21 protein-coding genes are annotated in these 25,334 nt (G+C 33.1%); 5 read left to right on the forward strand and 16 right to left on the reverse strand.

All coding sequences use genetic code 11. The annotated features are described in order from the left end of the window. Positions 1–85 precede the first annotated feature (85 nt). From infC to MW871_RS14530, 4 genes are all read right to left on the reverse strand, one after another. Complete coding sequence (gene infC, locus MW871_RS14515; RefSeq protein WP_370566874.1) at positions 86–643, reverse strand: translation initiation factor IF-3; 558 nt, start codon at positions 641–643, stop codon at positions 86–88. A 16-nt stretch (positions 644–659) separates the two neighbouring features. After that, positions 660–2,606 carry a threonine--tRNA ligase gene (gene thrS / locus MW871_RS14520; RefSeq protein ID WP_188051215.1) on the reverse strand — a complete coding sequence of 649 codons (1,947 nt, stop codon included), beginning with the start codon at positions 2,604–2,606 and terminating at the stop codon, positions 660–662. Between the two features lie 202 nt (positions 2,607–2,808). Continuing rightward, positions 2,809–3,408, reverse strand: coding sequence for a hypothetical protein (locus MW871_RS14525; protein WP_210645813.1), 600 nt, complete (start codon positions 3,406–3,408; stop codon positions 2,809–2,811). Then, positions 3,405–3,908 carry an RNA polymerase sigma factor gene (locus MW871_RS14530; protein ID WP_188051217.1) on the reverse strand — a complete coding sequence of 168 codons (504 nt, stop codon included), beginning with the start codon at positions 3,906–3,908 and terminating at the stop codon, positions 3,405–3,407. The genes MW871_RS14525 and MW871_RS14530 overlap by 4 nt, the downstream gene beginning before the upstream one ends. Positions 3,909–4,293: 385 nt before the next feature. Between MW871_RS14530 and MW871_RS14535 the strand changes: the two genes are divergently transcribed. After that, on the forward strand, positions 4,294–5,598 hold the full coding sequence (locus tag MW871_RS14535; protein ID WP_248429143.1) for an NAD(P)/FAD-dependent oxidoreductase: 1,305 nt from the start codon (positions 4,294–4,296) through the stop codon (positions 5,596–5,598). A gap of 272 nt (positions 5,599–5,870) precedes the next feature. On the opposite strand, the gene MW871_RS14540 is transcribed toward MW871_RS14535, so the two are convergent. Continuing rightward, positions 5,871–6,932 carry a DUF3810 domain-containing protein gene (locus MW871_RS14540; RefSeq protein ID WP_248429144.1) on the reverse strand — a complete coding sequence of 354 codons (1,062 nt, stop codon included), beginning with the start codon at positions 6,930–6,932 and terminating at the stop codon, positions 5,871–5,873. A 109-nt stretch (positions 6,933–7,041) separates the two neighbouring features. Here MW871_RS14540 and MW871_RS14545 point away from each other — a divergent pair, with 109 nt between their 5' ends. Continuing rightward, complete coding sequence (locus MW871_RS14545; protein ID WP_210645816.1) at positions 7,042–8,505, forward strand: aminoacyl-histidine dipeptidase; 1,464 nt, start codon at positions 7,042–7,044, stop codon at positions 8,503–8,505. 106 nt (positions 8,506–8,611) lie between these two features. Here MW871_RS14545 and MW871_RS14550 read toward each other — a convergent pair whose 3' ends face one another. From MW871_RS14550 to MW871_RS14570, 5 genes are all read right to left on the reverse strand, one after another. Next, positions 8,612–10,501 carry a monovalent cation:proton antiporter-2 (CPA2) family protein gene (locus tag MW871_RS14550; RefSeq protein WP_188051221.1) on the reverse strand — a complete coding sequence of 630 codons (1,890 nt, stop codon included), beginning with the start codon at positions 10,499–10,501 and terminating at the stop codon, positions 8,612–8,614. Between the two features lies 1 nt (position 10,502). After that, positions 10,503–11,108 (reverse strand): NAD(P)H-dependent oxidoreductase, encoded by a 606-nt coding sequence (locus MW871_RS14555; RefSeq protein ID WP_248429145.1) that lies wholly within the window; start codon positions 11,106–11,108, stop codon positions 10,503–10,505. Positions 11,109–11,272: 164 nt separating this feature from the next. Then, complete coding sequence (locus tag MW871_RS14560) at positions 11,273–13,510, reverse strand: cation:proton antiporter domain-containing protein (protein ID WP_210645818.1); 2,238 nt, start codon at positions 13,508–13,510, stop codon at positions 11,273–11,275. A 185-nt stretch (positions 13,511–13,695) separates the two neighbouring features. Further along, positions 13,696–15,042 (reverse strand): adenylosuccinate lyase, encoded by a 1,347-nt coding sequence (purB, locus tag MW871_RS14565; protein ID WP_188051224.1) that lies wholly within the window; start codon positions 15,040–15,042, stop codon positions 13,696–13,698. Between the two features lie 110 nt (positions 15,043–15,152). Next, on the reverse strand, positions 15,153–15,845 hold the full coding sequence (locus MW871_RS14570; protein ID WP_248429146.1) for an SIR2 family NAD-dependent protein deacylase: 693 nt from the start codon (positions 15,843–15,845) through the stop codon (positions 15,153–15,155). 223 nt (positions 15,846–16,068) lie between these two features. Between MW871_RS14570 and MW871_RS14575 the strand changes: the two genes are divergently transcribed. Further along, positions 16,069–16,740: a TrmH family RNA methyltransferase gene (locus MW871_RS14575; protein WP_248429147.1), complete on the forward strand. Its 672-nt coding sequence runs from the start codon at positions 16,069–16,071 to the stop codon at positions 16,738–16,740. On the opposite strand, the gene MW871_RS14580 is transcribed toward MW871_RS14575, so the two are convergent. After that, the gene (locus MW871_RS14580; protein ID WP_248429148.1) at positions 16,735–17,256 is read right to left on the reverse strand and encodes a MepB family protein; all 522 of its coding nucleotides are present in this window, start codon (positions 17,254–17,256) and stop codon (positions 16,735–16,737) included. The two genes, MW871_RS14575 and MW871_RS14580, sit on opposite strands and share 6 nt — an antisense overlap. Before the next feature lie 215 nt (positions 17,257–17,471). On the opposite strand from MW871_RS14580, the gene MW871_RS14585 reads away from it, so the two are divergent. Together MW871_RS14585 and MW871_RS14590 are read left to right on the forward strand one after the other, a co-directional pair. Further along, positions 17,472–17,681, forward strand: coding sequence for a type II toxin-antitoxin system HigB family toxin (locus MW871_RS14585; protein ID WP_248429149.1), 210 nt, complete (start codon positions 17,472–17,474; stop codon positions 17,679–17,681). 122 nt (positions 17,682–17,803) lie between these two features. Next, entirely contained in the window at positions 17,804–18,160 is a 357-nt protein-coding gene (locus MW871_RS14590) for a helix-turn-helix domain-containing protein (RefSeq protein WP_248429150.1), read from the forward strand. Between the two features lie 403 nt (positions 18,161–18,563). On the opposite strand, the gene MW871_RS14595 is transcribed toward MW871_RS14590, so the two are convergent. The 5 genes from MW871_RS14595 to MW871_RS14615 form a co-directional block, all read right to left on the reverse strand. Then, positions 18,564–19,313, reverse strand: a complete 750-nt coding sequence (locus MW871_RS14595) for a phospholipase D family protein (RefSeq protein WP_248429151.1) — start codon at positions 19,311–19,313, stop codon at positions 18,564–18,566. Between the two features lie 197 nt (positions 19,314–19,510). Then, a complete protein-coding gene (locus tag MW871_RS14600; protein WP_248429152.1) occupies positions 19,511–20,119 on the reverse strand; it encodes a HEPN domain-containing protein in 609 nt (202 codons plus the stop codon). Continuing rightward, the gene (locus MW871_RS14605) at positions 20,109–21,143 is read right to left on the reverse strand and encodes a DUF262 domain-containing protein (RefSeq protein ID WP_248429153.1); all 1,035 of its coding nucleotides are present in this window, start codon (positions 21,141–21,143) and stop codon (positions 20,109–20,111) included. Before MW871_RS14605 ends, MW871_RS14600 begins: the two co-directional genes overlap by 11 nt. A 414-nt stretch (positions 21,144–21,557) precedes the next feature. Beyond that, positions 21,558–24,899, reverse strand: coding sequence for a preprotein translocase subunit SecA (gene secA / locus MW871_RS14610; protein WP_248429154.1), 3,342 nt, complete (start codon positions 24,897–24,899; stop codon positions 21,558–21,560). Between the two features lie 85 nt (positions 24,900–24,984). Continuing rightward, positions 24,985–25,206 carry a DUF2795 domain-containing protein gene (locus tag MW871_RS14615; RefSeq protein ID WP_007138072.1) on the reverse strand — a complete coding sequence of 74 codons (222 nt, stop codon included), beginning with the start codon at positions 25,204–25,206 and terminating at the stop codon, positions 24,985–24,987. Positions 25,207–25,334: the final 128 nt, after the last annotated feature.

Here is a 25,334-nt window from a genome sequence, read left to right on the forward strand (position 1 = left end):
GCCCTCCCCGAAGGAGAGGGAGCCGAGAAGTGTTATTATTTACTCCCTATCCTTTCTCCCCTCCTTCGGAGGGGTTGGGGGAGGACTATTTCTTCTTCTTAGGAGCAATGAACATAATCATTCTCTTTCCTTCTAGAACTGGCATCGCTTCAACTTTACCAAATTCTTCTAGATCCGTCGCTAATCTTAATAATAAGATTTGACCTTGATCTTTATAGATAATAGAACGTCCTTTAAAGAAAACAAATGCTTTTAATTTTGCACCCTCTTTTAAGAATTTTTCAGCGTTCTTTCTCTTGAATTCGTAATCATGCTCATCGGTTTGAGGTCCAAAACGAATTTCCTTCACAGTTACCTGAGTAGACTTTGCTTTTAGGACTTTATCACGTTTCTTTTGTTCGTAAACAAATTTCTTGTAATCCATGATTTTACAAACTGGCGGCTCTGCATTAGGTGAGATTTCAACTAAATCCAGTTCAAATTGATCTGCTAAACGCAAAGCTTCTGTAAGTTTAAAAACTCCAGGCTCTATGTTTTCACCTACAAGTCGTACTTCTTGTATACCACGAATAAGGCCGTTTATTCTATGGGCATCTTTTTTTTCTACGCGAGGTTGGTAACCTCTGTTGCTTCTTATTGCTATGACTTTATAATTTAAGTTAAACTGTAAATACTTTTAATGTTTTGCTGATCTCATCATTTACAATTGCAGCAAATTCATCGATTGTAATTGTAATATTTCCTTTTCCTTCCTGACCATGACGGCGGATAGAAACTGTTCCATTTTTCTCTTCTTCTTCACCAACGATCAGCATGAATGGGATTTTTTGCATTTCGGCATCCCTGATTTTCTTACCAATAGTTTCGTTTCTGTTATCTATGAGGGCGCGAATTTCGTGATTTTCTAGCAAATCTAAAACTTTTTTCGCATATATTTCATATTTCTCGCTCAAAGACAATATTATAGCCTGTTCTGGCATTAACCACAATGGGAAATTTCCTGCAGTATGCTCTAATAAAATTGCTATAAAGCGTTCCATTGAGCCAAATGGCGCTCTGTGAATCATCACAGGTCTATGTAATTCGTTGTCAGAACCTTTGTAAGTCAAATCAAAACGTTCTGGTAGGTTATAATCTACCTGAATTGTTCCTAATTGCCATTGTCTTCCTAAAGCATCTTTGACCATGAAATCTAATTTCGGACCATAAAAAGCGGCTTCACCATATTCAATAACCGTATTCAATCCTTTATCGGCTGCAGCGCTTATAATTGCATTCTCTGCTTTTTCCCAATTTTCATCGGTACCAATATATTTTTCTCTGTTTTCTTTGTCTCTTAATGAAATCTGAGCAGTAAAATTCTCGAATCCTAAAGAACCAAATACATAAAGTACAAGGTCAATTACTTTCTTGAATTCCTCATCTAGTTGATCTGGAGTACAAAAAATATGCGCATCATCCTGAGTAAACCCACGTACACGAGTTAATCCATGTAATTCACCACTTTGTTCGTATCTGTAAACAGTTCCAAACTCAGCGTAACGTTTTGGTAAATCTTTGTAAGACCATGGTCTTACATTATAAATTTCACAGTGATGTGGACAATTCATTGGTTTTAATAAAAACTCTTCACCTTCATGCGGTGTACTTATCGGTTGAAAGCTATCTGCACCATATTTTGCATAGTGACCAGAAGTTACATACAATTCTTTCTGACCAATATGCGGTGTTACTACTTGTTCGTAACCGCCTTTTTTCTGTGCTTTTTTCAAAAATTGCTCTAAACGATCTCTTAAAGCAGCTCCTTTTGGTAACCATAATGGTAAACCTTGACCTACTTTTGCTGAAAAAGCAAACAATTCAAGCTCTTTTCCTAATTTTCTATGATCTCTGCGTTTCGCTTCTTCTAATAATGCTAGATATTCTGTAAGATCTTTTTGTTTAGGAAATGATGTTCCGTAAACACGAGTTAACTGTTTGTTTTTCTCATCACCACGCCAGTAAGCACCAGCAACACTCATAATTTTCATCGCTTTGATAATTCCAGTATTTGGAATATGACCACCGCGACATAAATCAGTAAACGTATCATGATCGCAGAATGTAATTGTTCCGTCCTCAAGATTAGTAATTAATTCTGTTTTATAAACATTGTCTTTGTATAATTCTAAAGCTGCTGCTTTAGAAACCGGACGTAATTTAAATTCGTGCTTTCCTCTTGAAATTTCTAGAACGCGGTCTTCAATTTTTTTGAAATCAGCATCTGTAATTTTATGATCTTCAAAATCTACGTCATAATAAAATCCATTTGCAATTGCAGGTCCTAGCGTTAATTTAATTCCAGGATACATTTCTTCTAAAACTTGTGCCATTACGTGAGAAGTAGAATGCCAAAAAGCTTTCTTACCATTCTCATCATTCCAAGTGTATAATGTAAGATTTCCGTCCGTCGTCAATGGAGTAGTGGTTTCAATAGTTGTACCATTAAAAGAAGCCGAAATCACGTTTCTAGCAAATCCTTCACTTATGCTTTTCGCAACATCCATAGGAGTTACATCAGAAGCATACTCTCTAATTGACCCATCGGGTAAAGTAATCTTAATCATTTTTTAAAATTTTATGAATGCAAAGATAGATGATTAGAAAAAGACAACCAATAAATAGCCAAGGTTTGTTAGTCTAAACTTTACAAAATATAGAAGTATTGTAAAAATAGTGTGATTAAGCATGAAAAGTAGCATTCTTTTATATAAATAAGCTTCTGAAATACAGAAATGCAGATTTTAATTTGTAATTCAAGGAAATGATTTACAGATCAATTTTCTTTAATTCTACATAATTTCTATTCAACTTCTTTAATAATATTCCATAAATTAATTGATAAAAAAGCCATACAACACCAATTATAAGTGCTATAAAAAACAGCATTAACAGGCATATGAAAATCATTTTTGCTCCATTGTTGTTGGCATATTCAATTTGAAACTCATTAAAAAACACCACTATTGACATAACAAATACAAGCAATATATTAAAAATAATATAATAGCGTACTGTTTTTCTGGTGTTTAAAATGCATTCCATTAATTTTTTTGTATTCGAAGTAACGGATATAGAACGGTAATTTCTATAAAATAAATACATAAAAAATAGTGCCACTCCGTAGCTAAAATAATCTAAAATACTAATTACTAGCTCCACAATTGTAGAATCGCTTATTTTTTCATTCGGCATTAAATAGCTAAGCGAATTCAAAACTATAAATTCTAAAATACTAATTATAAAAATCCACTTCACAATGGAAGATGATTTTTTATGAATCATTTTGTAAATCTCAGTTTCCGATACTTGTACAAAAGAATTATCAATCTTTTGCCAATCTTTTTTTAGTAAATCCAGCTCTTTCATATTCCTAATGGATTTAATATTTTTTTTAATTTCCCTTTTATCCTGTTCATTTTTACGCGAGCATTTACTTCGCTAATCCCTAATGTTTCTGATATTTCATGATAATCTTTGTCTTCAAGATACATAAATATCAACGCTTTCTCAATGTCATTCAGTTGGTAAACCGCTTGGTACATTAGTTTTAATTGTTCTTCCTCCTCATAATCATATTCTACATCATTCAGAAAATGTTGACGCCCTTCAAATTCTACTGTGTTTATAGAACGTTTGGTTTTTCTATACAAAGTGATCGCGGTATTAAGAGCGACTCGGTACGCCCAAGTAGAAAACTTACTGTCTCCTCTAAACTTCGGAAACGCCTTCCACAACTGAATCGTAATTTCTTGAAACAAATCCTTGTGAGCGTCGTCGTCGTTAGTATATAACCTACATATTTTGTGGATTATATTCTGATTTTCGCGCAACTGCTTTACAAAAGAATGTTCTAGATTATCACTCATACATACGTTAGTAATCCAATGATCGGTTTTGTTACAAAGGACAGTCTTTTTTTTAGGAGCACCAATTTTTTAATGCTTAACAACTAGTCATCCCGCTTTACGCTATATCCTCGCTGTTGCTGTTGCTCCGCACAACATCAGCAAGGGATGCCGCTACAATCGGGGCTAATTACATCATTTAATTTTCATTAAACGTTTTAAGAAAAGTAAATTATTTAAAAAAAGTTCCTAATAATTAGTTTAAATCTGCAAGCAAAAACCGTTGATCTACAATCAGAAATCTATTTTTTCTCAAGGCTAGACTCGCCTCACCTTAGGAGATAAATTAAAAAAGAGGATATTACTTCGTATATTAGCCACTCTTAATTTCAGCATCTCAATATATATGAATATCCCAAATTCAACTTTACCAAGAATAGTAATTATAGGTGGCGGTTTCGCCGGAATTGCATTAGCCAAAAAACTCAAAAATAAAAAAGTACAGGTTGTGCTGTTAGACAAACACAACTATCATAATTTTCAACCTTTGATGTATCAAGTCGCAACTGGCGGACTCGAAGCAGGTTCTATTGCCTATCCAATTAGGAAAGTAATTCAGGAATATGATGATTTTTATTTTAGACTCACTAATGTAGAAGAAATTGATACCAAAAACAAAAAAGTAATCGCTGAAATTGGAGAATTAAGTTATGATTATCTGGTAATAGCAACGGGTTCTAAAACCAATTATTTTGGAAATAAAGAAATGGAACGCAATAGTATGGCGATGAAAACCATACCGCAATCGCTTAATATTAGAAGTCTGATTTTAGAGAATTTCGAACAAGCAGTTCTAACTAAAGATGTAGCAGAGCAAAACAGCCTTATTAATTTTGTTCTTGTTGGTGGTGGACCAACAGGAGTAGAACTTTCTGGAGCTCTTGCCGAAATGAAAAAAGCGATTCTACAAAAAGATTATCCCGATCTTGATATTGCCAAAATGCAAATCAATTTGATTCAGAGCGGAGACCGAATCCTAAACACCATGAGTGAGAAATCCTCAGCTGCCGCAGAAAAGTTTTTAACGAATCTTGGTGTCAAAATTTGGAAAAATGTTCGTGTTACTAATTACGACGGTCGTACAATAACCACAAATTCCGATTTGATTTTTGATACCGCTACCGTAATATGGACCGCAGGAGTGCAAGGAGCAATCGTTGCGGGATTAGACAGTAAATCATTGGTAGAAAAAGTAGAACGCATTCGAGTAAACGAATTCAATCAAGTGGTGGGTTACAGTGATATTTTTGCTTTGGGCGATATTGCTTCTATGGAGTCAGAAGCTTATCCGCAAGGACATCCAATGATGGCACAACCTGCTTTGCAACAAGGAAGATTATTGGGGGAAAACTTGCTTAAATTAATTCAAAACAAACCTATCAAAGCTTTCGAGTATCATGACAAAGGCTCTATGGCAACAATTGGTAGAAATAAAGCCGTGGTCGATTTGCCTCATTACCATTTTAGTGGTGTATTTGCTTGGTTTGTTTGGATGTTTGTGCACTTATTTTCACTTATCGGATTCAAAAATAAAGCCGTGGTTTTCCTAAATTGGGTTTACAATTACATCCGTTTTGATCGCGAAGGCCGACTCATCATTAGACCTTATAAAAAGAAAAGTTTTACTACTTTTATAAGCGACGAGATATAAAGGGTTTAATTTCAAAAATCAATTTCAAAAGTAGATAACAATTTCAAAAGTCAATATCAGTAGCAAAAATCAAGTTCAAAATTAAATTTCACTTGTCATTTAAAATAGTCTACAGCGTTATTTTGTCATACTGACGAAGAAAGTATCTCAGCGATGCTGATTACATGATGGTATCATAAATTGTTTTTTCTTTTTCTAAGTTAAAAATATACAATAAATTTATTCCAGTTTCGGCTCCTCTCTCCTTCGGAGAGGGGTTGGGGGAGAGGATTTCAAAACTCTCTTTCCTTATAATAATTCACCATCAAATTCACGAATTTGCTATAACTCTCTAAACCGTCTTGTTGCTGATTCGCTTTTAGAAATTGATCATAAAAAGCATGAAAACCTTTATCAATAATGGTGTCATACTGTTTCCAGAAAAGTTCACTTTCTTTATAATTTTTCAAAATTCCGGGGTGAACTGTTTTTAATAATTCATCATAAACTTTTTCATCTCTTGCGTACCAATTTCCTAAACAATAGCGCAAAGCATTACTATAGCCAGAATACTGAATATAATAATCTTCATTACTTACACAAGCTAGAAAACCGATAAAGTTACATTCGCTTTCGCTGGCAAAACCCATTTGGTGCGCCATTTCATGATTAGTCGTCATCGGAAAACTATACATCGGACCAAGATAATTTACTTGTGCCTCATTGGTAAACGGATTCAAGTATCCACCAAAACCCATATAAGTTAGTGGTAAGCTGAATAATGATTTTTTGATGCTTGGATTTTTATAGTCAAAGAATGCATATTGATTTGAAAGCATTTTATATCCATTCAAACTCATTTTAAAAACCTTTTCTTGAGAATAAGGAACTACGACTTTCAAACTATCATTTTTAGTAATCAGATTATGGACAGCATTTGTTTTAGCAATAATTTTTTTGGTGAAAGCCAAAAGATCGGCATCAGAATAATCACGCTCAATTGACATTTTTTCAAAGAGAGGTTGGCGGTAGTAATTAAAACCCCAAAGCAGATGAAAGCAAAAATAAAAAATAGACAGAAAACTTAAAACTGCCAAAATATTATTTTTCCAATCTAATTTCCACGTTTTTCTTTTTGCAAATAGCCATTTGATTCCTAAAATAATAAGAACAAAATAAAGGATATCACCAATAGAAAATGGAATGATTCCTAAAATAATTCGTTCAATTTTAGAAATAACAGGGTAGATTCCGTTACTATAATAATGTTCTACAACTTCAGGAAAATAGGGAATGATTTTCAAGAGTACTATTTGCAACAGTAAAAAGAAAGGAAGAATGTATTTGCGTTTCACAGTATGTTTTTCTAAATGTAAATATAATTACAATATCAATTAGTACTGAAAAAGAATTTAAACTTTGTAACTTTGGAATCTTAAATTGTAAAACCTGAAACTAAAATAAATGAGTCAAGAAATAAGAAATCTAGAGCCAAAAGCACTTTGGAATAAATTTGCTGATTTGAATGCTGTTCCTCGCCCTTCTAAAAAAGAAGATCGCGTAATTGAATTCATGAAGAAATTCGGCGAAAGCCTTGGATTGGAAACTTTTGAAGATGAAATCCGTAACGTAATTATTCGTAAACCAGCTACGGCAGGAATGGAAAACCGTAAAGCAATTGTGCTTCAAGGACATTTAGACATGGTGCATCAAAAAAATAACGATACCGTTTTTGATTTTGACACGCAAGGAATCGATATGTATGTTGATGGGGATTGGGTTCGTGCAAGAGGAACTACTCTTGGTGCTGATAATGGTCTTGGAGTTGCGGCTATCATGGCAATTTTAGAAAGTACCGATATTCCGCATCCTGCTATCGAAGCTTTGTTTACTATTGATGAAGAAACAGGAATGACTGGAGCTTTAAATCTTAAAGGAGGTGTTTTACAAGGTCAGATTTTGTTGAACATGGATACTGAAGAAGATGATGAAATTGATATTGGTTGTGCTGGAGGAATTGATGTAACTGCAACTGCAGAATATGATGAAGAGGAAACTCCTGAAGGTTCAGTAGGATATACCATTACGGTTAAAGGTTTGAAAGGGGGACATTCAGGAATGGATATCCACAAAGGTTTGGGGAATGCTAACAAAATCATGAACCGTTTGTTATTTGATGGTTTTGATAATTTTGGATTGCAAATTTCGGAGATAATTGGAGGTAGTTTGCGTAATGCAATTCCTCGTGAAAGTACTGCTAAAGTTAGTATTGCGGGAGTTTATGATGAAGCATTTGTTTTTGATATGCAACAAATTGTAAACGAAATAAAAACAGAATTCAAAACTACAGAACCTGATTTAGAAGTTGTTTTTGAAAAAATGGATGTTGCTCCTGCTAAAGTAATGCCGTCTATTGCACAGTTTTATTTTGTAAGATCGATGTACACCGCTCATAATGGCGTTTACAGAATGAGTGCCGATTTTGATAATCTGGTAGAAACATCAAACAATATAGCAAAAGTAGTTTTAGGCGATGGACAACTTTCTGTACAATGTCTAACACGTTCTTCTGTTGAAACCTCTAAATTCGATTTGGCTAACGCTTTGCGTTCTGCATTTGAATTGATGGGTTGCGAAGTAGAGTTTTCAGGTTCATATCCTGGATGGACTCCTAATTCAGAATCAGAAATATTAGATGTTTTGGTTGGAATCTATGAAAAACAAAATAACGAAAAACCTCAGGTGGTAGCTTGTCACGCCGGTTTAGAATGTGGAATCCTTGGAACTAATTATCCAGAAATGGATATGATTTCTTTTGGTCCAACTATTCACGGTGCGCATTCACCAGACGAAAGAGCTAGTATTACCTCTTCTCAGAAATTCTGGAAATTTGTTTTAGAAATTTTAGCTAATATTCCAGTAAAATAATTTTTAAGTATAAAAATAAAGCATAATTAATTTCCCTTTAGGATTTTAATTATGCTTTGTTATTTAATTTCATTTTAAAATTTAAAAATTAAGCGAAACTTACATGTTATTCGTTATTGTCGGCTAAGTTATTTTTTAGATGCTCGCTATCCCAACTGTGGTTTGTTGCGGCAACTTGCGAATAAATATCAGTCTTAAGCAGTTGTTCTTGTAAATCTACTTCCTCTTTCATTGTAATCATATAGGCCATTTTATCGTGCCTTTTTTCAGCTAATTTTTTAGTTGTAATTTCGTCGTATTTTATAAATTGTTGTCCTTGTCTTGTGGCTGAATATTTGCGATGTCCTAATGCAACTAACGCATCAACACCCATATTTACCGCACTGTATAAAGTTTCTCTATAAATATGTTTAACTTGATGATCAATGAGTTCATAGGCATCATTACGGTTTCGAGCACGTGTTAGGATTTTTAAATTTGGAAAATGCTTTTTTAAGGTTTCAATCACTTGCAAATTGACCGTTGGATTATCAATTGCAGCTATAAAAAGTTTTGCATTTTCACAACCCGCTGCTTTTAATAATTCTAATCGTGTAGCATCACCATAATAGACTTTAAACCCCATTTTTCTTAATAAATCAATACGCTCCGAATCGTAATCTAGAATGGTTAGTTTTACCTTATTGGCTTTTAATAACCGTCCGACAGTACTTCCAAAATGACCAAAACCTGCAATGATAACGGGAGTAGGTTCATCTATATAATCATTTTCTTTTTTTGGTCCAGTAGCTCTTTCTCTATTTCTGGTAAATGGATAAATGAGTTTTTCATTTATTAACAACAAAAAAGGAGTCGCTACCATGCTCATGGCAATGACAGCCATTACTTGATTGGCTAGAATAGTTGGAATGATATTCAATTGCATACAGAAGCTCATGATCACAAAACCAAATTCTCCCGCTTGACTTAATCCAAAAGCAAAGAGAAAATTTTGATCTGTCTTTTTTTTATTAAATCTACTAATAAAGAATAAAACAGTAAATTTTACCAATGTTAAAATGGCTCCAAAAACAAAAATAAAAATAGGATCGTTGAGAATTAATTGAAAGTTTATGGAAGCGCCAACTCCCAAGAAGAAAAGTCCCAAAAGTAATCCTTTAAAAGGAGCAATATCACCTTCTAATTCATGTCTAAATTCTGAGTTTGCCAACACGACTCCTGCCATAAAAGCACCAAGTGCAGGACTTAGGCCTACTAATTGCATGGAATACGAAACACCAACTACCAATAATAAAGCAGAGGCAGTAAATAATTCCTGTAATCTCGTTTTTGCAATAATGTGTAATATAGGAACAAGAACATAACGGCCAGCAAAATAAATAGTAGATATGATTCCCAATACAATTACCGTTTGTAACCAACTAGGAAAACCCGCAATCAATGATTGGGGTCCGTCATTGGTTACATCAATATTAACTGTTGATAAAAGTGGTAAAAAAGCTAGGATAGGGATTACGGCAATATCTTGAAATAGTAAAACTGCAAATGAGGATCTTCCTAACGAGGTGTTTAATAATCCCTTTTCTTTTAAGGTTTGCAATACAATTGCAGTCGAGGATAGTGTTAATGCCAGTGAAATAGCCAATCCTGTTTTCCAATTCCAATCCATAAAAAAGAGGAATCCCAAGAATAAAATTAGTGTTGTACCTGCTAATTGTGCAGAACCTATACCTAGAATGAATTTTCGCATTTTCCAAAACTTCCGAGGCTCTAGTTCTAAACCAATCAAAAACAACATCATTACCACTCCAAATTCAGCAAAGTGCATAATATCTTGACCTTCTTGACCAATAAATCCAAGTACGTAAGGACCAATTACTATTCCCGCTAATAAATATCCTAAAATAGAACTTAAGCCTAATTTTTTTGCAATAGGTACACAAATTACGGCTGCTGCTAAATAGATGATTGCTTGTAATAAAAAATCAGTTTCCATATTAAACTTGTATTGTTGCGAACCACTCGTTTAAATAATGGTATTGCAAAATTCCCTCAGAATCTATAATATTGTTTTCTAGATAATCTAAAAAATAGCCATAAATTATGCCGTTTTTAGAATAATCCTCTTGTGTCATATTGTGAGTTCCATGTACGACAAAAGGAGGTAAATATAGCATGTTACACACTTTTGCCGTCTGATTAAATGGTTCTAATAGTTCTAAAATACTATAACGATGACTTCCTGTTTCGCAATAATTTTCTTTATCCCCGCCAGTTGTAATGACTTGAAAAATAATTTTATCCTGCAAGGCTTTCCCTTTTTTTCCATAAGCCCAATTGTATTCTAAAACCATGTCAATCCACTGCTTCATTAGTGGCGGACAACTGTACCAATACATGGGATGATGCCATATAATGATGTCATGCTCACTTAGCAATGCTTGTTCGCGTTTTACATCAATATCAAAATCGGGATATTCCTCATATAAATCATGAAAAGTGATGTTTTCTGAATTGGGAATATTTTCTACCAATGCTTTATTCGCATGAGATTTTTCGAATAAGGGATGGGAAAACAAGATTAATATTTTATTTTTTGACATAAAGTCCTGTAGGATTAAGTCTATTTAGTTGATTTATAATCGTTTTGTTTGTTTTATGAGATGGAAAGATATAAAATATTGATTAATTCTAATCTTTATTGAAAAGTAAATCCTGTCAGACAAAAAGATAGGGTGACAGGATTCATTAAAAGGAGATAAAACTATTAATTTTTGAAAAATATATTTAATAATTTTTTACTCCCTACCACCCAAAGAATATCATTTTTTTCTAAAATCATGTTTGATTCGGGATTAAGAATTCTTTTTCCGCTTCTTTCAATTCCTACAATCAGAGCATTTGTTTTTTCACGAAGCTGTGATTCCCTAATTGTAGCGCCTATAAATTCTTCTTCTTTAATTTCTAGTTGCTTTAGGATAATATCAGTTTCAATAATTTCAGGAAGTTCAATTTCATTTTGATGCAAATAAAGTTTAAAATCTTTGACTTGATTATCGGTTCCAATGATACAAATTTCGTCGCCTGGAAACAGACGCTCATTTTTATTGGGAATATTTATCGTGAATTCACCTCGTTTGATAAAGGCGATATTAATACCTAATTGCTCTCTAATTCGCAACTCTTCCAATGTCTTTCCCACTACATTTGAAGTTGGAGCAATTTCAAAAGTAGACATATGTCCATCCCAAGGTGTTAAATCACTTCGGCTTCTAACTGCTTTTTTGATTTCTCTAGCATTTAGATTTCTTAGAAAATGATCTTCAATTTTATGGTAATGTGCATTTAGTTTTTTAGGGAAAATAAAGTAACCAAATACCACTACTATCAAGGCTACGAAAGCAATTATAGGAGAAAAAAAGATATTAAGTAACAAACCAATATAAAAAAGCGCTAAAACCATTCTCAATAAGATCATCATCAAAATCGGAGCACGGTATTTGCGTTCTTCTCTTAAAATTGCCACCTCTTTTACTGCTACTCGTCGTAAGGATAATGCCCATAAAAAAGGAGATATTATTACTAAAGTAATTAAGGCGCCAAAGATATTTCCGTATTGAGTGACTTCTACCAATGGTAAAATATATTTAGAAGAAAGCAGTATCATTGCTACGATAATTACCGAGTGTATAATTACTTGGGTTAAAAAAGCGCGAACCACTATTTGCCAATTGGTCACTAATTTGATTGACTGTGCATTGGCACTATATCTTTCAATTCGTTTAATCCATCTTCGGGGTAATTTCTTTTCTAAATATTCAGAAAATGGAGTGGAAAATTTAATCATAAAAGGCGTCGTAAAAGTCGTTACTGCAGATACTGCCACAACAATAGGATATAGGAAATCACTGGTTACTTTTAGCGACATTCCTAGTGTGGCTATGATAAAAGAGAATTCCCCAATTTGAGATAAACTCATTCCTGTTTGGACTGATTGTTTTAGAGGTAAACCCGAAAGTAAAGCGCCTGCTGTTGAGCTAATCGATTGTCCTATGATAACTACAACTGTTAATATCGCTACTGGAAAAGCATATTCATATAAAGTATCTGGATTAATTAACATTCCTACTGAAACAAAAAATACCGCTCCAAAAAGATCTTTTACCGGTTTTACCAAATGTTCAATATGTTCTGCTTGTGTCGTTTCGGCAATAATAGATCCCATTATAAAAGCACCCAAAGCAGGAGAAAAACCAACATTAGCGGCTAGAATAACCATCATTAAACATAAAGCAAGAGAGACTATTAATAGCATTTCGTCGGTTAATATGTTCTTTGCTTTTTTTAACAATGTGGGAATGAAAAAAATCCCTCCTACAAACCAAATGGTTAAAAAGAAAATCAATTTTAATACCGATAGTAATAATTCCGTTCCTGAAAATTGTTGGCTTACAGCTATAGTCGAGAGTAATACCATCATTAAAATAGCAACAATATCTTGTACAATTAAAGAACCTATAACTATTCCAGCAAATTTTTGTGTTTTTACACCTAGTTCTTCAAAGGTTTTGAGAATAATTGTCGTGGATGAAACAGAAAGAATAACTCCTAGAAATACACTGTCCATGGGTTTCCAGCCGATCCATTGTCCTACCATATATCCTATTGCAATCATTGCAATTATTTGTGTGACCGCGGTAATTGATGCTGATCCGCCGACCTTCATTAGTTTTTTAAAACTAAATTCAAGCCCTAAGCTAAACAGTAAAAAAATTACTCCAATTTCAGCCCAAACTTCTACACTTTTTAAATCTTTTACAGAAGGAAAAAAATCAAAATGATTTCCCGCTAAAAATCCAGCAATCAAATAACCTAAAACCAGCGGTTGTTTTATTTTTTTAAATAATAAAACTGCAACAGCAGCTGTCATTAATATTAATCCTAAATCACTAATTAAGGGTTCTAAATGGAGTGATACATTTGCTACTGTTTCTGCGGTACTCATAGGCGTTTATTCGTTTTTTTATGGTTTTCTGTATTTTGGTAAGATATATAAAATATTTTTTTTATAACAGTATGTTTTGTTAAAACGAGCATTTATAGTACGATTTAAATGAAAAATTCCCATTAAAAAGAAGTGTTTTGTTCTTTTTAATGGGAATTGATTATTTTAATTAGAAAACGTAGTATTTATATTCCCAAGAAATTACTAGGAGTAATTTGCATTAATTCAGCTTTGATTTCTGCTGATACGTCAAGTGTTGCTATAAAACCATGAATGGCTTTCTTGTCAATCGCCTCATTGGTTCTAGTTAATCCTTTCAGAGCTTCATAAGGATTTGGATACGCTTCTCTACGCAATATGGTTTGAATCGCTTCGGCAACAACCGCCCAGTTTTTCTCTAAATCTTCGTGAAATTTAGGTTCGTTTAATAATAATTTATTTAAACCTTTTAATGTTGCTTCAAATGCTATCAAAGTATGTCCCATTGGAACTCCAATGTTTCTTAAAACCGTACTGTCTGTCAAATCGCGCTGTAATCTTGACAATGGTAATTTTGCAGATAAGTGTTCAAAAATAGCATTAGCAATTCCTAAATTTCCTTCTGAATTCTCAAAATCAATTGGGTTAACTTTATGCGGCATTGCCGAAGATCCTATTTCTCCTGCTTTTATTTTTTGTTTAAAATATTCCATTGAAACATACGTCCAAATGTCTCTGTCTAAATCGATGATGATAGTGTTAATTCTTTTTAACGCATCAAAAAATGCTGCAAAGTGATCGTAATGTTCAATTTGTGTAGTAGGGAAGGAGTGGTGCAAACCTAAATTTTCTTCCACAAATTTTCCACCAAACTTTCTCCAGTCAATTTGTGGATACGCTACATGATGTGCATTGTAGTTTCCTGTTGCTCCACCAAATTTAGCTGCAAAAGGAATATTAAACAACAAACGCATTTGCTCTTCTAGACGTTCAACAAAAACGCCAATTTCTTTACCCAAACGAGTAGGAGAAGCCGGTTGTCCGTGCGTACGTGCTAGCATTGGAATAGCCGCCCATTCGATGCTTAAATCCTTTAATTTTGAAGTCAAAGTGATCAAAGATGGCATATATACTTTCTCAAAAGCTTCTTTTGTCGAAAGTGGAATTGCGGTATTATTTATATCTTGAGAAGTCAATCCAAAGTGGATAAACTCCTTATATTCTGATAAACCTAGTTTTTCAAAAGCATCTTTAATGAAATATTCAACTGCTTTTACATCATGATTCGTGACTTTCTCCGTTTCTTTAATCCAAAGTGCATCTTCAGTAGAGAAATTTTTGTAAATAGCACGTAAACTCTCAAATAAATCTGGGTTTACGTTTGCAAGTTGAGGTAAAGGCGTTTCGCACAAAGCAATGAAATATTCAATTTCAACCAATACGCGGTATTTGATTAAAGCTTCTTCAGAGAAAAATGGAGCCAGTGAAATAGTCTTGTTTCTATATCTACCGTCAATTGGTGATATAGCATTCAATTCGTTTAAAGTAGTCATTGTTTAGTTGTTTGTTCGAAAGTCGCAAATATAAGCAGATATTAGAAAATAGCCGTATGATTTATAACATTTGAATTAGATAAAGCCCTACTTTCTCTGTTTTTTGTTTTTTAAATAAAAGAACGCAACTTATTTCTCATAATTTCAACACCTTTTGAGGCTACTTCTGGAATTACTTGCAATGGATTTCTAAGATTAGGGATTTTTATTGGCTTAGGATCAATATAAAAAATCGGTATTTCACGAGCTGTAAAATCGATTAATCCAGCAGCAGGATAAACCTGTAAAGAAGTTCCAATTACAGCAAAAAAATCGGCACTTTGTGTAATTTCCAAAGCTCGATCAAGCGCAGGAACGTCCTCTCCAAACCAAACAATATGCGGTCTCAATTGATTTTTATCGTCATCCACATCGCCAAAATTTAAATCCTCATACCAATCCAAAATATAATTTAGGTTTGTTTCACTTCTCACTTTTAATAATTCGCCATGAAGATGTAAAACATTTGTACTTCCAGCACGCTCATGCAAATCATCTACATTTTGAGTAATTATATACACCTCAAATTCCTTTTCCAATTCCGCTAAAATTTGATGTCCTAGATTGGGTTCAACTTCTTTGAGCTGTTTGCGTCTTTGATTATAAAAATCTAATACTAAAGCTGGATTTTTACGCCAACCTTCCGGCGTTGCTACATCCATCACGTTATGACCTTCCCAAAGTCCGTCGCTATCACGAAAAGTTTTAATTCCGCTTTCTGCACTAATTCCCGCTCCCGTTAAGACTACTAATTTCTTTTTCATATTTTTTTATTTTGGGCGTGTTCGCAAAAGCGACCGGGCTTTCGGCTTTATCTTTTCTGTCCTAAAAAGTCCACAAAAGGATATCGCCTCTATCCCTCACGCAAATTCTGCAAAAATTCATAAATCAATTTCTATTCAAAAATATAAACTGAAGATTGAACAAGCCAATTCTAAAGTGATAAAGCTACTCTTTTTTACTATTTTTGCCAAAAAACTTATTCTAATGATTGATATCGATTACCTTAATTTTCTTGAAAATATTCTGACTGACAACCGCAAAGAGAAATTCTTGAAAGTTTTGGAAACTAGAACGAAACATTTCACCATTGCTGTTGAAGATATTTTTCAGATGCACAACACTAGCGCGGTAATGCGAAGTTGTGAAGTTTTTGGAATTCAAGAATTGAATGTTATCGAACAGCGTTACGGTAAAAGTATTGATAAGGAAATTGCTATGGGTGCTCAAAAATGGGTTGATATCAATACTTTTGATAGTATTACGAATTGTGTAGATACTCTTAAAGATAAAGGTTACCAAATCATTGCTACGACTCCTCATGAAGGTGATTGTTTAATGGATGATTTTGATATTACTAAACCAAGTGCTTTGTTTTTTGGAACGGAAAGAGACGGTTTGTCAGAAGAAATTCTCAAACGTGCCGATGGTTTTCTTAAAATTCCAATGGTAGGTTTTACAGAGAGTTTGAATATTTCAGTTTCTGCAGCAATAATAATTCAAAACTTAACCAGTAGATTGCGTAAAACGAACATTGATTGGCATTTATCCGATGATGAAATTTTAGAAAAACGTTTGGCTTGGGCTAAAAATTCTATAAAAGATATCAAAAGAATCGAAACGCGTTATTTTATTGACAATCCGAAATCAGTTTTATAAACCGTACAACATTTTTGCGCGTTCGATGTTAACTTTTTCATCAGTTGGAATTTCTAAAAAATAATCCAATTGCCATTGTTGTGTTTTTTGAGCTTGTTTGCTTGTTGCTTCATCCCAAGGCGGATATACGCGGATCGCTCTTTTACCTTCTTTAGCAGTTGTTGAAATAATCCCTTTTTCACAAAGCACGGATTTAGGAAATACAAATTGTCCAACACGAATTTCTTTCCGAACGCTAATCACAATTAAATCAATTGCATCAGTGCAATCAAAAGGTTGAATTGGTCCTTTATCAATTCTTTTCCATAAAGTTACAAATTGCCCGATTTTGGTTGGAGTAATTTTTGCAACACGAAATACAATTGATTTATTATTTAGTAGGAATGAATACGCTCCGTATTCAGCGCTTTCTTTTTCCTTTTCAGGAAACGAACATTCAAAATTATAGGTGTCATAAAGTTGTTCTTTAGTAAGAAGTAAATCGGTATGAATTGTAAGATCGCTTTTCCAGGACATTTTTTTTGTTTTAAGTAGATTTCAAATGTAAAGAAAATCCCAATTACTGTCGTAATTGTAGATTATAATTAAAATTTTATTATGTTGAAAAATATCAATTAAAAAGATTTTTATCCATTTATTGAAAGCATTTTTGACTAATTATTGTTACTTATCATATTTTAAATCAAGGATAAAAAGTTTGCAATTTGAAAACTTAAAGGTATATTTGTCAAATGAAAATTCTTGTCAAGAAAACAATTTTATTTTATATCGAAAAATATCCAATTGCAAAAACGCAATTGTTAATATGGTATAACGAATTTACAAAACTAAATTTTAAAAATTTCAATGAACTTAAGAGTGTTTATGGAAATGCTAGTATTGTAAATAATGATAGAGTTGTTTTCAATATTAAAGGAAATGATTTTAGATTAGTTGTTTGAATAAATTTTGTGCAAACAGCTTGTTATGTAATTTGGTTCGGTACTCATAAAGAGTATGATAAAATTAATGTTGAAACCGTTGTTTTTGACATAGCGATTTTAAACTATAAAAAGCAATAACTATGAACTGGAAAGTATTAAAAACGGAAGAAGATTATAATAAAGCATCAATCAGATTAATGGAGATATTTCACGCAAAACCCAACACTTTAGAAAGCGATGAACTAGACTTGCTTTTAGTTTTAGTGAAAGATTTTGATGATAAAAATTACCATTTACCAGAACTTGACGCTTTAGAAGTAATAAAATACAAAATGGAAGAAATGGGCTTGAAGGCAAAAGACCTTGAACCAATTATAGGAAGTAAAGGACACGTTTCGGCAATACTTTCTGGAAAGCGTGAGATTACATTAAAAATGGCTCAAAAGTTAAAGAATTATTTCAGTATTCCAGCTGAAGTTTTTCTCCATGGTGTTTAAATCCAGGTGGATAGGTTTTTAAATTTCAGCAATTTTTCTACGCTTCTACTAATGTCGGAACTTTTATAAACCTCTAATATTTTCAAAACGAACTAATTATCTATTAAAAATAATTGTTTTAACGGTGACTAAAAAGTTAACAAAAACACGAGAAAAATCACTCTCTTTTTACTGCAAAAAAAAAGAGGCGTAAAAGCCTCTTGATCCCGACCATTCCCGTTCTTGGAATTGGCACGGATTGCAAATCCGCGCGATCGGGGTTGGAGATTTACATGGAACTCAACCCATCACTTAGCGAACCGCTGTATACGAGACCAGTACGTACGGTGGCGTGAGAGGTACACTCCGTCAGTGTCTGGCGGAGCCGTCTACTCGATTGGTGGTTGTACTTCTTTTACACACGTTATTGTAATTCTTTTATAACTGTATCAGGATATGCAATGTATTCTCCATATTGTCCTTTTTTCATTTCAGCACCTTTACTTTTTCCTAAACTTGTCAAATGCCACTCTTCATTTTTCTTTTCAATCCACATTATTTTTTCAAATTTATGGTGTAAGTCTTTAGCCGAAATTCCTAATTCCTTTGATAGTCCGGTTGCTGATAAAAACTTGCCTTTTAAAGTTGTCGATGATTGAGTAACAGCTTCTTGCTTTTGGGAATTTGAATCAGTTGTCTCACGTTCTACTTTTACTTTTTCCTTAGGAGCTTCCACATAGGCGAAATCTGTAGCGTTATATATAATAGACTCAATGTCTTTCCAAGCATCATCATATACAGGTCGGTCTACTTCAATTTCGTTATCAATTAAAATCCCCATTTCTCTATTATGTTGCTGTGAAAATTCGTAAAGATTCATAGAACAAATAATCATTTTCTTCTCGTTGAGATAGCATTTTGCGTGAAGATTTTTTGAAAAATATAGGCGTACATATTTTAAAGTTTGGATATAACTCATCTCTGTCGGATTCAGTTCTTGCTTTCCAAAAACAATTCGAACTTCTACTTTCTCTCGTTCTTTATCATTAAGTAGTTCTTTAATATTGTCTGAAAGTTTTAGATACGGACTTATTATGTAAAGTCTCGATTTAGCTTCTCTAATTAGTCCTTCTACTTCGGCTGTTATTCCTGATGTTCTCAAATATTTTGGCATTATCTTCTATTTATTCTGTTTTACAAACTTATTTTTTCTTTATATTTCACGGTCATTTCTTAGCATAACCACCAGCTTCTTGGCGCTTGGCTAGGTTGGGGACTTTATAGCAGAGTATTTTCTACCGAAACGAAGATATGATAAAAAACGCTAATTCCACTAAAACCCAATCTCGCCAAACGGCTGTTAGTGGCAGTTTATTTAACTAGTTCTGCTTTTATTATACTATTTATATTTTTCATATAAGAATTAATTGTATCAATATTTGTTTGAATGTCCGAAAAAGAAATGTCAGATGCACTATCGTTATGGTGAACAATTTTGTTTCTTTTTTCGACTATAGAAATTACCTTTTCTTTTTGTTCTTTATAAACTATATCCTCATATAACTTTATTCCAATTTTTTTAAAAAGTTTTTCTGTTTTATACGGACTTCCAGAAATGAATTCGTCCAATTCTTTTTTAGTAATTTTAATTGTTAAATCTTCGAATAGCAAATCATTATCATTAAGTTCACCTAATTCTTTCTTCTTTAAAATACTCCATTTTACCAAGTTGTGAGTGATTTTTGAGTTAGCTAACTTTTGATTTGTGTTATCAATAATTGTCATTGTTATATCTTTTAAAAAGCTCTCTAAATAGGCACAAAGAGTTATCATAAAAGATTTTGTGAAAAAATTTATGTTCTGAGTTATGAAAGCATCTGGCTCGTCACTTATAACTTTGTTTTGTGTTTCTGCATTTAATTCTTTTAATTCTTCAAGTAAAGCCTCGTATGTTGAAAATACTGAAATATTATTCTCCATTATTTCTTATTTCATCTAATTTTTGTTTCCATAGTTTTCTTCTTGCTAATATCGAAGATTTCTGTTGTAATCCTCCAGTCATAGTTCTATTGAATTCTGGGTTTTCGCAAAGTTCTGAATAAGCTAAAACAATTTCTTGTCTATGTGTTGTTAGAAAATTACTGTTTTCATTGGATAATGACCACATAAGTAAATCATATAAAGCAACACTTTGTCTAGGTTGTTGTTTATTTATGTTAGTAAAAACTATATTATCAAAAATATCTATACATTTTGTTAATGTTTCTTTGAATTTAGTTTCCAGCTCCAAAATTTCTTGTTCAGTAATTGCAGTTTGAGATTTCATAAATTTATCAAGATATTTTGATAGTTTATTATCATAATCATCTAAAGAATTATTGAGTGCGAAAAATCTCAAAACTAATTCTTCAGATTCTCTTCCATCCTTTACTGTTGTTCCACTTTCACCTTGTTTAAAATTTTTAATAATTTCAATACCAGATAATTTTGAAAGAAGGTTATCGAAAAGTCCAGGATAAACAGCGTGTCTAATTTCTTGGGGTGTTAATTCGACTGCTCCTTGATTTAGTCGGGCAAAAATTTCACTAACTAATTCTTTTTTATTGTCTTTTCGTAAAACGATACATCTAATTGTAGTTGTTTCCAGTTCAGATCTTAAATCGCCAAGTTCACTAAATTTGAGACCGTCAAGTTCAGTAAAAACTGACAAACCTTCCAATGCGAATTCATCATTGAAAAAGTTTAATATAGTAGTTATTCTTTGGACACCATCTATTACTTCTTGAGAATTATCATCTTTTTCTGCAAAGTAACAAGCTGGTAAAGGGATTCTCATTAAGCAACTTTCTATGAATTTTGAAGCTCTTTCATTTCCATCTTTATCCCATTTATATTTTCTCTGAAATTCAGGGTCTAAGATTAATTTCCCTTTTTGCACTCGGTCAATCAGTGTCTCAAATGGATAATCAATAGGGTATAGGTTTAAAATTTTGTTTTCAGTCATTTTCTTAATATTTTATATTTTTTACGATTTTGTGGTTAAATTGCCACTAAATTAATATATGCCCTATAAAGTAGCGCCAATACACCCATTTCTGAATATATACGCGAAATTTAATACTATTTTTTACTTGCTCTTCAAATATAAAAATTTATTCCGAAATTGCTGATATAAAATTAGTTTTCAAAAGTAATTCCTCTCAACAGAATATATTTACGGAAAACCGTAAAAGCGCTTAATTTATCGAGATCGACTAGCACTGATGGAAGCGGCATCCTTTTATTTTAGGAGGAAGCGATAGCGGAATTCTAAAATAAAAGATACAGCGCACAGCAGGAATAGCTCCTAAAAAAAGAGCATAAAAAAACTCCACTACTTGCGCAGTGGAGTTTTTATTGTTTAGAAATAAAAGGGTTTTTAGTTCACTAATACCCATTGTCCTGAAGCGATTAAGCTTTCGGCTTTTTTGTATTTCATTTCTTGTATTTGTCCGTTAGCCACGTTTTGAACTGTAACGTTATCATTACGATTTATTTTTGGCATATCTCTGGTAATAGTTTCGGTAACTTGGCGTGGTTGGGTTTCTCCCGCTTCACGATTTGCAGCTTCACTATTAGGAATCTCATCTTTACTTAACTCGTAATCTTCTCTTGGTGCAACATCTATTGCCTCTTGAATTTTTTGATTTTCTTGAGCTGGTAGATCTCCTTTGAACAAGAAAGAAATTACTTCTTTGTTTACATTGTCAATCATTGCTCTAAACAAATTAAAAGCTTCTAATTTGTAAATTAGTAAAGGATCTTTTTGTTCGTGAACGGCTAATTGAACCGATTGTTTCAATTCGTCCATTTTACGCAAGTGTTTTTTCCACGCTTCATCAACAATTGCTAATGTAATGTTTTTCTCAAAATCAGCCACTAGTTGCGTTCCTTGAGAATCATAAGCCATTTTCAAATCAGTTACCACATTCAACGATTTAATTCCATCTGTAAAAGGAACTACGATACGCTCAAATTGATTGTTTTTATCTTCGTAAACACTTTTTATAATAGGGAAGGCTTCTCTTGCGCTTCTTGCTGTTTTCTCAGTATAATATTCTAATGTCGCTTTATATACTTTTCCTGTTAGCTCCATTTCGCTCAATTTATTGAACTCACTTTCGGTAACTGGTGAAGTAATAGAGAAATAACGAATCAATTCAAATTCGAAGTTTTTGAAATTATTACTTCCTTTATTTTGATCTACAATTAATTCGCAGGTATCATAAAGCATATTAGCAATATCTAATTTCAAACGCTCTCCAAACAACGCATGACGACGACGTTTGTAAACTACTTCACGTTGTGCATTCATAACGTCATCATATTCTAACAAACGCTTACGAACACCAAAGTTATTTTCCTCTACTTTTTTCTGAGCACGCTCAATAGATTTTGTCATCATCGAGTGTTGAATCACTTCTCCTTCTTGCAATCCCATTCTGTCCATTACTTTGGCTACTCTTTCAGAGCCAAATAAACGCATTAAATTATCTTCAAGAGAAACATAAAACTGTGAACTTCCTGGATCTCCTTGACGACCTGCACGACCACGTAACTGACGGTCTACACGACGAGAGTCATGACGCTCTGTACCTACAATTGCTAATCCACCTGCTGCTTTTACTTCGGCAGATAATTTAATATCCGTACCACGACCAGCCATGTTTGTTGCAATAGTAACTACTCCTGGCTTTCCTGCTTCTTCAACAATTTGAGCTTCTTGTTTGTGCATTTTGGCATTCAACACATTATGTGTAACCCCTCGCATTTTTAACATTCGGCTTAATAATTCTGAAATCTCTACTGAAGTAGTACCAATAAGTACTGGTCTTCCTGATTTTGATAATTCTGTTACGTCTTCAATAACAGCGTTGAATTTTTCACGAGTCGTTTTATAAATAAAATCCTCTTTATCCAATCGTGCCATTCCTCTGTTCGTAGGAATTTCTACAACGTCTAATTTATATATCTGCCATAACTCACCCGCTTCAGTAACAGCAGTTCCTGTCATACCACCCAGTTTGTTGTACATTCTAAAGTAGTTTTGCAAAGTTACTGTTGCAAAGGTTTGTGTAGCCGCTTCAATTTTTACATTTTCTTTAGCTTCAATCGCTTGGTGTAATCCGTCAGAGTAACGACGACCATCCATTATACGACCCGTTTGCTCATCTACAATCATGATTTTATTATCCATGATCACATATTCTGTGTCTTTTTCAAATAAAGTGTAGGCTTTTAAAAGTTGTGTTAAAGTGTGAATACGCTCACTTTTTACACCAAAATCTTGAAATAATTTTTCTTTTTCTTCTGCTTCAACGTCTTTGTCTAATTTTTTCTTTTCGATAGCAGCTATTTCTGTTCCGATATCTGGAAGTACAAAAAAGTCAGCATCAGTATCTCCAGAAAGATATTTTATTCCGTTGTCCGATAATTCTACTTGATTGTTTTTTTCTTCAATAACAAAGTACAATGCCTCATCGATCTTGTGCATTTCTCTATTGTTATCTTGCATATAATGGTTTTCTGTTTTTTGAAGCAATTGTCTAATTCCTTCTTCACTTAAAAACTTAATTAATGCTTTGTTTTTTGGTAATGCTCGGTAAGCTCTTAATAATTGGAATCCACCTTCTTTAGTATTTCCCTCTTTTATTAATTTTTTAGCTTCTGATAAAAAACCGTTTGCTAATTGACGTTGAAGCGCCACTAGGTTTTCGATTTTTGGTTTCATTTCCATGAACTCATGACGGTCTCCTTGAGGAACTGGTCCAGAAATAATTAATGGTGTTCTTGCATCATCAATTAATACTGAATCGACCTCATCGACAATAGCATAATTATGTTTGCGTTGTACCAGATCATTTGGCGAATGTGCCATGTTATCTCTTAAGTAATCAAAACCAAATTCATTATTAGTTCCGTAAGTTATATCTGCATCATACGCTTTTCTTCTGTCATCAGAATTGGGCTGGTAGTTGTCAATACATTCTACAGTCATACCATGAAATTCGAATAAAGGCGCTTTCCAGGTACTATCTCTTTTTGCCAAATAATCATTGACAGTTACTAAATGCACACCGTTTCCTGTTAATGCATTTAAGTACAAGGGTAAAGTTGCCACTAATGTTTTTCCTTCACCAGTTTGCATTTCTGCCACTTTTCCTTCGTGCAACACCATTCCGCCAATTAATTGTACATCATAGTGAATCATGTCCCAGGTAATTTCTTTTCCTGCAGCACTCCATGTGTTACTCCAAACTGAGTTGTCTCCGTCTAAAGTAATGTAGCTTTTTGTGGCAGATAATTCTCTGTCTTTTGGAGTTGCTGTAACTACAATTTGAGAATTGTCTTTGAAACGTCTTGCTGTTTCTTTTACTACAGCAAAAGCTTCTGGAAGAATTTCCATTAATGTTTTTTCAGAAATATCGTAAGCTTCTTTTTCAAGAGCATCAATAGCGATGTAAATGTCTTCTCTTTTATCAATATCCGTGATACTTTCTACTTCCTTTTTAAGAGAGGCAATTTTGGCATCTTTTTCGGAACGATCTTGTTTTATTTTTTCTTTAAAAAATAGGGTGCGTCCTCTAAGTTCATCATTGGTTAATGACATTAAAGGAGTTTCGAACGTTTTAATTTTGTTAAGATAAGGTTGTAATGCTTTTACATCTTTTTGTGACTTATCGCCAACAAAGACTTTAATAAGGCTATTTATGAAACTCATGATATGTTTTTATTTCTATTTTTTTTAATTTTGAGACTTTAAACCAAAAAAAGCCTCTTTAGAGACTTTTTAATTGGGTTACCTTTTAATATTCATCCTCATTCCAAAGATAATCTTCGTCAGTAGGATAATCTGGCCATATTTCTTCCATTGATTCATATATCTCGCCTTCATCTTCTATAGATTGAAGGTTTTCTACTACTTCTAATGGAGCTCCTGCTCTAATAGCGTAGTCAATAAGTTCGTCTTTGTTAGCAGGCCACGGGGCATCACTAAGATAGGATGCTAATTCTAATGTCCAATACATTTGTTGTCGATTTAGTTTTGTGCAAAAATAAAATTTTTACTGAAAGAGACAAGTAAAAAATGATTTATTTTTAGTTAAAGTTAAGAACGTTTAAATTGATTTCAGATTTTTGACTTTAAATTAACAAT

Source organism: Flavobacterium pygoscelis, assembly GCF_023162025.1.
Lineage (GTDB): Bacteria > Bacteroidota > Bacteroidia > Flavobacteriales > Flavobacteriaceae > Flavobacterium > Flavobacterium pygoscelis.